This is a genomic window from Acinetobacter sp. BSP-28, assembly GCF_044130285.1.
In the GTDB taxonomy this organism is placed as follows: domain Bacteria; phylum Pseudomonadota; class Gammaproteobacteria; order Pseudomonadales; family Moraxellaceae; genus Acinetobacter.
Genome location: NZ_JBIQOB010000030.1, coordinates 1 through 12,186, shown reverse-complemented (window position 1 = coordinate 12,186; position 12,186 = coordinate 1). Strand labels below are relative to the sequence as shown.

The 12,186-nt window shown below is 36.6% G+C and carries 18 protein-coding genes; 3 read left to right on the top strand and 15 right to left on the bottom strand.

Annotated features, from left to right (window positions below):
• Positions 1–6: 6 nt before the first annotated feature.
• Positions 7–228, top strand: coding sequence for a hypothetical protein (locus tag ACE01R_RS16140; protein ID WP_395552529.1), 222 nt, complete (start codon positions 7–9; stop codon positions 226–228).
• Positions 229–513: 285 nt separating this feature from the next.
• Positions 514–1,533: a tyrosine-type recombinase/integrase gene (locus tag ACE01R_RS16135; protein WP_395552528.1), complete on the top strand. Its 1,020-nt coding sequence runs from the start codon at positions 514–516 to the stop codon at positions 1,531–1,533.
• Here the strand turns inward: ACE01R_RS16135 and ACE01R_RS16130 are convergent.
• From ACE01R_RS16130 to ACE01R_RS16060, 15 genes are all read right to left on the bottom strand, one after another.
• Entirely contained in the window at positions 1,526–1,819 is a 294-nt protein-coding gene (locus ACE01R_RS16130) for a hypothetical protein (RefSeq protein ID WP_395552527.1), read from the bottom strand. The genes ACE01R_RS16135 and ACE01R_RS16130 overlap by 8 nt on opposite strands.
• Positions 1,819–2,058, bottom strand: coding sequence for a hypothetical protein (locus ACE01R_RS16125; RefSeq protein ID WP_086197304.1), 240 nt, complete (start codon positions 2,056–2,058; stop codon positions 1,819–1,821). The genes ACE01R_RS16130 and ACE01R_RS16125 overlap by 1 nt, the downstream gene beginning before the upstream one ends.
• A 133-nt stretch (positions 2,059–2,191) precedes the next feature.
• A complete protein-coding gene (locus ACE01R_RS16120; protein ID WP_395552526.1) occupies positions 2,192–3,361 on the bottom strand; it encodes a hypothetical protein in 1,170 nt (389 codons plus the stop codon).
• Positions 3,362–3,365: 4 nt separating this feature from the next.
• Positions 3,366–4,040, bottom strand: a complete 675-nt coding sequence (locus ACE01R_RS16115) for a putative quorum-sensing-regulated virulence factor (protein WP_395552525.1) — start codon at positions 4,038–4,040, stop codon at positions 3,366–3,368.
• A complete protein-coding gene (locus ACE01R_RS16110) occupies positions 4,037–5,170 on the bottom strand; it encodes an ATP-binding protein (RefSeq protein ID WP_395552524.1) in 1,134 nt (377 codons plus the stop codon). Before ACE01R_RS16110 ends, ACE01R_RS16115 begins: the two co-directional genes overlap by 4 nt.
• Positions 5,171–5,181: 11 nt before the next feature.
• Positions 5,182–5,502: a hypothetical protein gene (locus ACE01R_RS16105; protein WP_395552523.1), complete on the bottom strand. Its 321-nt coding sequence runs from the start codon at positions 5,500–5,502 to the stop codon at positions 5,182–5,184.
• Complete coding sequence (locus ACE01R_RS16100) at positions 5,499–6,023, bottom strand: hypothetical protein (RefSeq protein ID WP_395552522.1); 525 nt, start codon at positions 6,021–6,023, stop codon at positions 5,499–5,501. Before ACE01R_RS16100 ends, ACE01R_RS16105 begins: the two co-directional genes overlap by 4 nt.
• Positions 6,023–6,286, bottom strand: a complete 264-nt coding sequence (locus ACE01R_RS16095) for a hypothetical protein (RefSeq protein WP_395552521.1) — start codon at positions 6,284–6,286, stop codon at positions 6,023–6,025. Before ACE01R_RS16095 ends, ACE01R_RS16100 begins: the two co-directional genes overlap by 1 nt.
• 514 nt (positions 6,287–6,800) lie before the next feature.
• Complete coding sequence (locus ACE01R_RS16090; RefSeq protein ID WP_395552520.1) at positions 6,801–7,148, bottom strand: hypothetical protein; 348 nt, start codon at positions 7,146–7,148, stop codon at positions 6,801–6,803.
• 87 nt (positions 7,149–7,235) lie between these two features.
• Positions 7,236–7,937, bottom strand: a complete 702-nt coding sequence (locus ACE01R_RS16085) for an MAE_28990/MAE_18760 family HEPN-like nuclease (RefSeq protein ID WP_252665926.1) — start codon at positions 7,935–7,937, stop codon at positions 7,236–7,238.
• On the bottom strand, positions 7,927–9,075 hold the full coding sequence (locus ACE01R_RS16080) for a DUF262 domain-containing protein (RefSeq protein ID WP_252665927.1): 1,149 nt from the start codon (positions 9,073–9,075) through the stop codon (positions 7,927–7,929). The genes ACE01R_RS16085 and ACE01R_RS16080 overlap by 11 nt, the downstream gene beginning before the upstream one ends.
• Complete coding sequence (locus ACE01R_RS16075; protein WP_252665928.1) at positions 9,075–10,394, bottom strand: hypothetical protein; 1,320 nt, start codon at positions 10,392–10,394, stop codon at positions 9,075–9,077. The genes ACE01R_RS16080 and ACE01R_RS16075 overlap by 1 nt, the downstream gene beginning before the upstream one ends.
• A 98-nt stretch (positions 10,395–10,492) precedes the next feature.
• Positions 10,493–10,708: a hypothetical protein gene (locus ACE01R_RS16070; RefSeq protein ID WP_395552519.1), complete on the bottom strand. Its 216-nt coding sequence runs from the start codon at positions 10,706–10,708 to the stop codon at positions 10,493–10,495.
• Between the two features lie 27 nt (positions 10,709–10,735).
• Positions 10,736–10,939: a hypothetical protein gene (locus ACE01R_RS16065; RefSeq protein WP_395552518.1), complete on the bottom strand. Its 204-nt coding sequence runs from the start codon at positions 10,937–10,939 to the stop codon at positions 10,736–10,738.
• A 17-nt stretch (positions 10,940–10,956) separates the two neighbouring features.
• Complete coding sequence (locus tag ACE01R_RS16060) at positions 10,957–11,712, bottom strand: S24 family peptidase (protein ID WP_395552517.1); 756 nt, start codon at positions 11,710–11,712, stop codon at positions 10,957–10,959.
• Positions 11,713–11,841: 129 nt separating this feature from the next.
• On the opposite strand from ACE01R_RS16060, the gene ACE01R_RS16055 reads away from it, so the two are divergent.
• Positions 11,842–12,066, top strand: coding sequence for an XRE family transcriptional regulator (locus ACE01R_RS16055; protein ID WP_395552516.1), 225 nt, complete (start codon positions 11,842–11,844; stop codon positions 12,064–12,066).
• The last annotated feature ends 120 nt before the right edge of the window (positions 12,067–12,186 follow it).

Sequence of the window (12,186 nt, the reverse complement as noted above, 5' to 3'; positions counted from 1 at the left end):
AAGCACATGCCAAAACAATCCCGATTCCTCTGCATTGGTGGTTTCTTAAATGGAACTCAGGTTAAAGACCAAGGTGATAGCTTTGTTTGTACCGAAAATGGTAAACAAGTGACTTACTTTAAGAAAGAGATTTTCAATCAAGATGCGTGGGATCATGATTACTATGTTTGTGAAACGACTACAGACCAACAAGCTCGAAACTGGGTGTATGATATTGAGTCAAATTGATTTCAATCGCTCTAAATAAACAGCGCACAAAATTTATAAATCAAACTCTTAAATAGCAGGCATTAAAAAGCCCCATGGTTAAGTGCTATCCAAAATTGATGAATTATAAGTAGTTTTCTAAAAAATAATTAATAAATAATTATAAAACAGTTAATTACGATAAAATATTTAGTTTTAAATCCTTAGATTATTACCCTTAAAAGTTCTTTTAATTGAACATATTGGACGTTTTTGACAAAAAATAAGTTAATATGAAACATTATTTACGCCAAGATTACGCCAAAAATGAAACTACCAAAAGCAAGAAAGCGTGGGGGATCATACCGTATTGAGTTAATGTTTAATGGTAAACGCATCAGTGCTACACGCGATACTGAAAAGGAGTGTGAGCAATGGGCTATGCTTAAACTTCTAGAATTAAAGACTGAGCAAAATAAGAATCAGAGCGAAGTTAAGCAACACTACCCATTTTCTGCACTACTGCATAAATACTATGAAGAGATAGGCAGGCATAAGAAATCCAGCAGAACTATTAGAATATCAATCAAGCAGTTTATTGACAGCTATCCGGTTATTTCGCAAATGTCTGTTCACGATATTACACCTCAGATATTGACGGACTGGCGCAACTCAAGATTAAAAAGTGTCAGTAGTGGTACTGTACTCCGTGACATATCTTTATTCTCAGCTATTTTCACCTATGCACAGAAAGAACTTTTTCTAATTGAAAGTAATCCGTTTTCTATGGTGAGCAAACCATCCCAGCCAAAATCAAGAAATCGACGTATAAGTGATGCTGAAATTGATCTGGTACTAAAAGCCCATAATTATGAGCGAGGACAAGTACCAACAGAGATACAGCATTTTATAGCCTGGGCTTTCCTTTTTGCGATTGAGACAACAATGCGACAAGGGGAGATACTTTCTATTAAAAGGTCGAATATCCATAAAGACTATATTCACTTGCCTGATACCAAGAATGGTCACTCACGTGATGTACCATTAATGGATAGCGCAAAAGAACTATTAAAACTAATACCTGATAACGGATCTAATAATTTACTTGAGATAAGCAGTAGCACTTTTCAGAATACGTTCAGCAAGAGGGTAAAGAAAGCAAATATCAAAGAATTGCATTTTCATGATACCCGGCATGAAGGAATTACAAGACTGGTTAAATTAAGAAAGGTACCAATTGAGATTCTAATGAAAATTACTGGTCATAAGACTGCAGGGATTTTGATCAATACTTATTATAATCCTACAGCAAGCGAAATAAGTGAAATGCTGAACGGGTCTAATTGACCCGTTTTGCTCCGCGTTTATTTTTTTGAGGCTTTGATAAAATCATCATAGCTGTCTTGGTTTCGTAAAGATGCTTGCCATCAGTACCTTGATTGTAGCCCTCAAGCTTTTTAATGATAGTTGTTTTGGTGAAACCGTATTTTTCAACTAGCCAAGACACCGGAACCAAAGCCGGCAATTCTTCCATCTTAAGTTGAACAATTTTCCCACCAAAGATGTTTTGGCCAAGATAAAGCTGAGGCTCTATATCAGCCTCAACCGTAATAGTGTACTTAAGAGCTCCCATCACGCCACCTTTTCTAAATTCACATCTAACGGACTAACCAGGTGAACCTGGTATTCCTCATAAAGCACCTGGCAATTTCGATTACCAGTTAAGTCTTTTGCAACCAGCACATAATCCAGTTTTGTGCCTTTGCCTTTAAAAGTTGCACCACCATCAGCAAGGTCTTTCTTTACGTAGCCCAATTTTTCGAGCCATAATTTAAAGCCAGCTACATGTTTGTTTTTGATACGGAAGATCATCGATACCCCCAACTATTCACAAAATCCTGAATACAATCTTCAATACCAAAAAGATTGATGTTCTTGTATGTCTTAACCCGGCCATTGTGCTGCACAAGCAGCACACGGGTGATGGATGAATATTGGTAGCTCATTAAGGCCCACCAATAGCCGCAGTAAACGGATCCAATTCAAGTCGACGTTTCTCAACCATTTCCATTAATCTTGGTTGAATTTCTTCATCACATGCCGACACATCAATTTCCAGTGCATCCAGCTCAGTTAGGTCTTCAGCCTTTTGAATACGAACTGCGAGTGAAGATTGGGCTTTAGGTGGATTAAGCTCGACCAGGCGTTTGTTGATTGCATCAATTAATGGTTTGCGCTGTTCTTCGGTCCATGACTTTGTATATTTGATCTGAGCATTTACTTCTGCTGGAGTAGTTGCTTTGGCCACTCGGTCAAGTAGATCAGCCAGTAATTCTTGATGAACAACATCTTCATCAACTTGAGCAGCCATTTCAGTAGAATCAGCACCGGATTGAATAAGTTTTTCAGCTTCTTCCTGCAGTCGCTTAAGTTCGTCAACGCTTAAATCGTTAGCTGGCTCAACCTTAGGTGTGTATTGCTCAGGATCAAGTTCAAGCAATTTGTCTTCAGTCAGCTTGCACAAGTGTTGTTGATCTTTTTGATCCAAGTGTCCATTTGCTAAAAATACGTGACGGAATGAAAGCACATCTTGAGTATTAGCAAACTGGGCAATCTGAGCTGTGAACTTCTCAACCAATTTCACCGCATCAGTTTCAACAAATTCTTCTGTCAAACTGTCTTCTGCAGCAGCTGGACCTTGCTCAGCAATCTGAATATCTGACTGGCTTTCAAATGTCTTTTTTTCTACATCATTTGATGTTGAATTTTGGTCATTTGCAGTTGGTGCTTCTAAGGATCCACCGCTTACAGTGATCAAAGCCAAGGCATGAGTGATAGCATGTTCTTTGATTAAGTGAACCTGGCCACGTTGCATTAAAGCTAAGTCAGATGTTGAGTTTTTCCACTTAAATGACTTGCTTAATTCTTCAGTCAAAATTGAAGGTACAAAGCACTGCACGCCTTTTGCTGGTGACTCTTTTACTGGCTCTGGAACCTGCATTTCACCAATGGTGAAGAACTTAATCGCAATACGGAATTCATATTCCGGGTTGATGTAAACAGTAGCAGGGAAATTGCGAATATCATCGAATTCACCAGCATTGATATGACGACATTCAATTTGTTGACCTGCGGCCAATGCTGCAAAAGCTTCTGTACCATTTAAAATATTCATATTCTTATCCTTTTAATGCTTTAACCAAATACGGATCTAAGTCAGGTTGTTTTAATAGCCAAACAACATAATCAGAAGGGAGGTCTTTAATCGCTAAACCCTTGTGTTTCCCAAAAGTGATTTTTGTTGGAATGCGAGCTTGTTCTGAAAAAAGAAATAAAGACTGCATATCCTTAATAGCCAATTTCTCAACAATTGCCTTAAGCACAACCCCGGTGAAATAAATGTCCCATTTAGCGTTATGTGCTTTGCGTAAATGAGTACGAGCCAAGGCTTTGTCTTCCATAATTAAGTAGTACAAAGCACTTAAAGTGTGAGACTCATCCGGCCAAACCATTCGAGATAGGGCAAGTGTGCAAATGGCTTTCACTTGAATAGATGAATCACATTTTTGAATTGCACGAATGTCATAATCAATGTTGTGGCCAATGATATAAGTCACGCCAGCTGGTAAACGAAACTCGTCATAGCTTGGGCAATCAACCAAATCAGATTCAATGATGTGGTGGACAGCCATGGCACCAAATGAAATAGGTTCTGGGCATGAGAAGTACTGATCAAAGTTATGGCTATGATCAACCTTCAAGACACCCTGCTCAAAAGAGCAAGGGGAATGTGAAATCTCGATTGGGTAACCATCAATCGTGTGCGTTTCTGTGTCTAAAATAATTGCACTCATGCGGTAATACCCTGTTTAGCTAAGTTGTCGATCTCTTGTTGAACGGATTGAAGTTGTGAGATATCAATTTGAAGCAGTGAATCAATACCCAGATGTTCACAAACAGTTTTGATATCAAGCCCACGTTCATCTATGAAGGCTTGTAGCTGATCACGCTGCCCATCTGAAATAGCCTGGAATTCGATTGGGTTTTCCCATTTACCGGTCTGCTTATTGAATTTGCAGCCGAGCTCTTTAGCCCGTAAAAGCAATGCCTGGCGCATTGATTCAGCATAGACATGTTTACTTTGAACAAGATCCTGTAATGAATTTGTCAGTTGATTAAGATCACCTGCATGTTCAACTTCATCACAGCTTTGCTTCCAGTTATCAAGGTCTTCCTGAGCTTTGACTGATGCTAGCTGCTCAGGTGTCATTGTGTTGATATGATCCTTCGCCTGTTTGATTAGGTCGGCTAGGAAGGTAGGGGTAGTTTTTAATTCTGGTACCCATACTTCACCAGTTTCACCACCCAAGCCACCTGCATTTTTTGCATGGTGAGTAGGGCACGGCTTGAAGCTAATCACACGAGCATTTTTACCTTCACCAGTAGTGACTGTAGTCAAATAACCCATGATGTCAGCAATACGGTAAAGCTCATTACGATTCTTACCACCCAGATCAGGGCGATAAATAACCTGATCACCACTTTGGTCTTCAGATGCGTGAGCAATGAAAACCACATCTTTTCCAGATGCGATAAAGCTATTCACGTATTGCTTGAAGATATTGTTTGCCAAACCTTGGGCTTTTAATTTGAGCGAACCATCTTTTTGCTTATTGGTATTGTTCAGCATAAGGTGGGTCTTAATGCTTTCTAGCATTGCGCCAACAGTATCGATCACAATGGTGTTGTACGGCTCAAGATCATTTGCAGTTAAGTTTGCAACATCTGTCCACTGATTAACTTGAACAACAGCACCGCGACGAAGCTCACCAGCACGGTGTGAACCCTTATCAAAGTCGAATGAAATCGCTTTATTACCAGTGAAGCCAATAGATGTTTTACCTAAGCCTGGATCAGCGTAAAGGTAGACGATAATTGCTTTGACCAATAAAGGCTGGTCAGCTGGAATAATATTTAAAGCCATGATAATTCCCCTTAAGCCCCAACCCAGCCCATGCGTTTTTTGTACGCACGACGTTCACGCAATGGAATATGTGAACTCTGCAAACCAATGGCCAAAGCCTTACGACGTTGAAAAGCACGTTCACGGTCAAAATTTTCACGAATCCATGGTTTAGAAACCAATTCTTCCAGGGTTACTTTCACAAGACCTTTAGCGGTTTCCTTGTAAATATCTTTGCCTTTCTCGACATAGATAGCGGCGAACTTAGTACCAAGGCGAAGACGCATGTTTCCTTGCTCATCAGTACCTAAATATTCAGCGAATTTCTTTTCAGGTTTGGTTTGAGCGTTCATGCTGCTTCTCCTTTTTCATGGATAGCTTTAGCTTCCGCATATTCACTGCCAAGAATTTCAACGGCATTTTTTATGATGATTGATGTATCAATGTAGATTGTGTCGTTATGCTTAAAAGCGCCAAACCCATTGAAAAACAGGTTGCCCCAATCAAAACCCAAAGACTTATAGATGCCGTATTTTTTAACTCGCGTTCCATTTGGAAAGTGCATGGCATGTAGTTCATCCCACTTAGCTCTTTCTGCCTTCCATTCTTCTTGCAGTTCTTTTTTAAGTGCACGTACACGTAAACTTGAAGTCTTAAATTGGCGATCTGGTTTGCACCAAATATCGCGATTGATTTCAGTGTTATTACGAAAAACAATGCCACCAAAATAGATATCAGACCCACCAGAAAGAATCACAGCATCAGCATTAAAAGCTTCCGCAAAAGCATCAGCGTTTTCTCTAAGGTTGGTACGATTGGTTGCGTACTCATCCCATGCAGTTAAAACGTCAGGATTATTAGTTTTAAAAAACATTACTTCACCTCCATCTGAAACTTAACCGCCTGCACTGTCTGGCGATCCACATCATCTGAACAGCTTTGAACAACAAAAGGTGTTGCCAAAATTGGCGAACTAAAAACCACTACTGCAATGGCGTCACGCATAAAAGCTTTGAACTTGTTCCAGCGATTCACCTTAGCAATTTGCTCACTAGAAGGCGGCTGCTGGTAAAGAATCCCTGTAGAGGGAATGTGGCCAAACTCTGGGGTTTGACTATGGGAAGGTGTTTGGTTCATACTTATCTCACTCACAGATAGGTTGTGGGTCTGGCCTCAGGTAGCTCGAACTACGCTGGGGCTTTTGTTTGTTCATGAGATAAAATATACCTGTGAGGTAAAATAAAGTAAATACCTGTAAGGTAAATATAGTAAAATTATTTTTACTCTTCAGGTGAAATAAGTTTTAATAGACAAAAGAAAACCCATCACAGGGATGGGTTTGGGGAATTAGTGCTACTTAGTTATTGCAGGTCTTGTCTTCGTATTAGACCTTGAGTAAAAAAATAACAGGGTAGTGTTTCAGAAATAAGAAACCCACCGAAGTTGGCGTGTGCGACCAAATACTATCCGTAGTATTATGGTGACGATAGGCTTGTTAAATGACAATATTATTTAGATATGCTTGATATGTGACCATACAAGCTATCTTTTCGTCTTATAAAAAATGATTAGTAATATGAGGATAACAATTAGAATTACCGCGATAACAACTCTTTCCATAATGGTCTCCCGAAAATCACATGCGAATCTTTCAGCACTGGATATTGTCTTTTTTCTTATAGTAGTCCAAAGCTATCTCTAAATCTGATAGCAATCTTACTTCAGTGTAGTCTTTTGCTGCCAGGTTAAGTAGGGCCGTAATGTAATTGGTTTTATATTCAGTAGGGTAGTCTTTACAAAGTATTTGAATTCTTTCCACTTGTGGCGTCTCAGCACTATCCAGCTTGTCCAGGTAGGTATTGATGATTGCATCTGACTTTTCAAATTGGGCTTTGACCACAGGATCGATTTTCTGAGAAGCAGTAGCTTCCTCTGGTTGCTTTTGGCAGCCGGTGATAGCTAAGGATAAGAGTAGGATAGTTAAATTTATTCTTTTCATGATGTTAATTTTGTTGTTGGAGCGCAAATTATAAGCAAGTTAAGGAAAACCCACAAAATTGAAATGTGAGTTTTTAAATCTAAACTCTCAAATTGATATGGTTCGAAACTCCTCTTGTAAGAATAACTGCTCATTACAGGCTTGTGTTAGATCTCTCATAGTGCTTGAAATAATTTTCATAACTGACGTTTCAAATCCTTCGTATTCTCGGGCAATCACCCCGTCCTTTCTTTCTCCATGGGCAATTTTATTTCGGATATTTTTTAATTTTATTAAATGACCTTCGACCTCTTTATCAAGTTGATATGGTAGACCTAATTTATAAAGATTTTTTTTAACTACAACTGGGCTTAAATTTGATTCCAAGTCTATACTTGTGGATTCAATATTAACTATACGTGATAAGATATTCGAAGAATTTTCAATAAATTGATTTTCACGAAAAAAACGATGCAATTTTGTATCATCGGGAGCATCGGTTCTAAAGAAATCACACTTAGCATTATCATCTCTTAGAGCTTTAAAGACATTTGTTAATGTTGCACTGATCAGATGTGTATTAGCTTTAGAGCATGGAATATTTTGATCATTTATAGTTTTGATATAATGGGTCAAAGCGAATTGAAAAAAACCTTCGAAATGAGCATATAGAAACACAACTAATGATCGGCGATAAATATCGCCTTGATCAATAGAAAGATTAGAACTTAAATTTTTAAGCATTTTTAGCTCATTGAGGCGCCACTCCCAATCTGTCTCAAGCTCTGTTCTAAAAGAATTAATGTCCATTACTTAAGAACTCATTAATTTTATTTGAAACAAATTTAACTCGAGCATTTAATGCATTTGGTGTATTTTTTCCTCCACCTGTTGTTAAGGTAACAAACTCAGAATCAAATTTGATTTTTTTAAAAAGGCCACTTAGTGTTTCACATTTTTCTGGAGTAGAGACATCCAAATAATCTAAATGGTCTTGTAAACCTAGAGTAAAAGATTCAAATTGATATACAATAAATTTCTTTTGTAAATCATTCCGCGCTGTATTTGTTCTACTAAAACTTTGTTCACCTAGCGTTTTTGCAAGAATCTCAAAGGTTTTTTCAAAATCGTTTCTTTGATTATCATAGTCAAATACTCTTGAATGATCAGGATCAGAAACTTGTTCCATATATTCTGTCATAAAGTCTCTAATATCATGTTTAAATGAATCGATATTATTTTTAAAGGTAAAGAAACGTAAAACTAATTCTTGTTCATAAGCTCCTAGAAATTGTTCTTCACTTAAGTTTTCTACTGTTTTTCTATAGTTCTCACTTTTAGATAACTCAATAATAAAATCATTAAATTTATTATCTAAAAGACGAATGGTGCAATTTCTCATTTGCTGATCTGTAAGGAGAGTACCACCAGTATTTAAACGTTTAAACATATGATATTTAAACTTTTGGTTACTTGATTTCCTTACTACTTCCACCCGCACAAAACTTCTTTTTAATTTTATTTGAAGGGCAGTACCTAAGTCATCATAGGTTTTTCCATTTAACGTCTCAACAATATCACAATCAGTGAGTTCTAGTTTTTCACCTCTACTGATGCAAATAGGCTCTTCAGGAGCATGCAGCTCTCCACGAAAATGAAGATAAGAAGATAATCTTTGTAAACCATCAATTAAAAGCTTTTTATTATCTTCGATTTCGACAACATAAATTGGAGGTACAGGCATTTCCAGCAATAGCGATTCAATGAATCTTGATTGAGCACCTGATGACCAACGGAAGACACGTTGATAATCTGGAGAAATATCTAATTCACCACTAACCACCATGTCTAGCAATTCATTGAATGAGATATCTAAACTTTGAGTATGAACATTCTTAAGATTTTCATCAATTTCATTAATTAATGTAGGAACAGTATTGTCATTCATTAATGTTTACCATTGTTTTTAAAAATTAGAACGGATTCAAATATGTCTTTCTTTGAAATATATTTATTTGATTTAGTATTTATTGATGACATATTAACTTTTGCTGAAAAATGTGTATCTTTAACTAAAACTAATCCATGCTGTTGAGACATTTCAATGACTGTCTGTGCTAGATCATTTTCAATTTCTTTATAAAATGAATTTTGAACTACAGGGATGAAAACTCCCCCATGTTTTAATACACGAGAAATTTGACCTATAGATTTATAAAGATCATTAAAATATTGCAAATGATTTTTATAATAATAACTAGATGAAGCAACTGATGGGTGGTTTTTTACTTTATCTAAGAAGGAATTACAGTTATTTCCCCAGATTGAATTTGCTTCTACAACTTCTTTTTTTATTGTCGATGTGCCAATAAGATTATCTCTTAGGCTTCTTATATTCGACACTCTTATTGTCGCAATTTCTATAGAAGTAGCTACAGCATAGTCAATACGAGTACAGTATGGAGGGGAGGTAAGAACGATATCAACACTTTCACTATCTTGAAGTAGTGAAGTTGAATTATCAATTTGTAAATTAATGCACGCATCTTTCGGAATTAAGTGCTGGTGAAATGAATGAGCATTAATCGTATTGTGTAAAATCTGAAAGAATGTATTTACAATTTCATTTTTGCTTAATGTAATTTTTTCATCATTTGATTTTGGTTTTTTTATCCATGTAGGATTTGATGGAATAAAAGATTTTAATAGAGTTTTAATAGTCTTAAATAAAATTACATAAATAAAAGCTCCAGTCGTGCTTAATTTATTGATTGCTGATTTTTCAGTAAGGTCAGAATAATGATTAAAGTCAATAAAATTCTTATTAATGGTATTTTCAATTTTTCTTAGTAAAATTGTACTTTCTTCTGTAAACCAAACACTTAATGGATCATTTTCTAGAAATAATCGAGTTTTATTGCTGAAAGCATTATGAATAATTGTTTGACAAATAGCCTCAAGGCTTCCTAAATCTAGGCTATTTATAAGTCTTGCTTTTGCAACGATAAGCATTACAGGATTAAGGTCACTACCAATCGCATTATGCCCTAATTTATAGGCTGAAAAAGTTGTTGTCCCACTACCGTTCCATGGATCAAAAACAGTCAAGCCGGTATTTTTAGGAGATAACTGATTTAAAAGATTAATAGTAAAGTTTTCTGAGAAACCTGCGTAATAAGAAAATAAAGCCGAATCAGACTGCAGTCCTTTCTTTGACGACTTCAATTTGGGATTTAAGATGTCGAGAGAATGCAAGTCAAAATTCATCCAATATTACCAGTACAATTGCCTTACCATAATTTACTATATTATAGCTTAAACACCCCATACGCCCCAACAACCCTACCGATCCAATTTCTATTTAACTAAATAAAAAGCTGAATACGCTTAAACTTTTTATTCGCTTCTATTTCAGTTTTATAAAATTTATCTTTATCATCGGAATCTATAAATTTAGTAAACGTACTTGATTCAAGAATGCGATAAAGAAACCTTTCACCGGTCTTAAGCACTACTGTCAACAGGTAGTGCTGATAAAGCACATGGCTGATCTTGCGGGAATTTATTTCAATTTTTTGCATTGAGTTTATTAGTCATTCCCTCGGTTTTTAATCAACTATCTTCTGCCCAAGCTTTCCTTCTTTACACAGCTGGACGATCTGCTCATTAGTCAACACTGGCACGAAGTGAAGATCACCAATCTCTTCAGCAAGAATTTTGACTTCATCAGCATCCAACACTAGTGACTGGTTGGACTCTGCTGCCTCATTAATTCGGTCGACGATTTGATTCATTATTTGTTTTGGATGCATATCAATCCTTTAGGTAATCAAGGCTTAACCAAAGCCAACTCTAAGCGTCCAACAAAGTTGATTTCATTAAGCTGATCATTATTAATAAATTCATCCGGATATCGCTTTTTATCCGGATTATCGCTAGTTAATTTCACAGTATTCGAACCATAGCTGACAAAAATACGTTTCATCCTTAATTCATGATTATGTGTAAATACATACACATTTCCGTTTTTTAAAGCATTTGGATCTTTATCTGAAATATCCACAAATAACGGACTTTCCGGAGCAACAGTAGGGTACATGCTGTATTCAGCAGAATAGATTATTCGCAAGTTTTCTGGTTTGGTTTGTATGCCCATAATTTTTAAGATGTATGGATCTATGTCGAGATACTCACTCACATCTTCTAAAAAATTTTCTATGCCAGCGCCGCATGAAGCCTTGATGTCTTTATAAATAGGAATTCTTACATTGGTTGGCTTTCTTTCACCACTTCTAAACTCGATAGGTGAAATCTTAATTCCACCTTTATTCGAAGCATCACCTGAAGGTATAGACACAGCATTCGCCTGATCCAAAAAACCTTTTGGTTTACCAAAAGCTTCTTCTATCTTATTGGCTGTCTCATCACCAATATTTTTAGTTGGGTTCTTCCCGATATATTGACTGATCAAGTTATAAGAGAGACCGACCTTTTCAGCAAAATCAGTGCGGCTTAGTCCGGATTCACTCATTAAATCCCGAGCATTCTTAAGTCGTATTTCATGAATTTGCATCAAATCAGTCATGCTCATCCCCATTGTTAAATCCCTTATCAAATTTACCTGTTAGGTAGAAAAAATAAATACCCTGTCAGGTTGAATTAATTTTACCTTACAGGTATATTTAATATTAATTTACCTATTAGGTGTATTTTCATGAGAAACCTATACGAATACTGGAAATCCTTAAGTGAGAGTGAAAAAAATATTTTTTGCTCTCGCGTAGGAGTGTCTTACGGATACATGGAATCCCATTTGATTCATGGTCGTAAAAAACCCCGCATGGAAACCATTCAAGCAATTGTTGATGCCAGCAATAACAAGCTATCTCACAAAAAATTGTTTGATTTTTTCTTAAAGAAGGCGCCAGACGCCGCTTAACCCAATTATCCCTCGGTCAATGTTTTAAAGAAACGTGAACTTAACTATTGGATTCACATATGGAAATTTCAAAAGAAACAAAAACTGCACTGCACAAGATGATTCATCACTCTGAAGGTG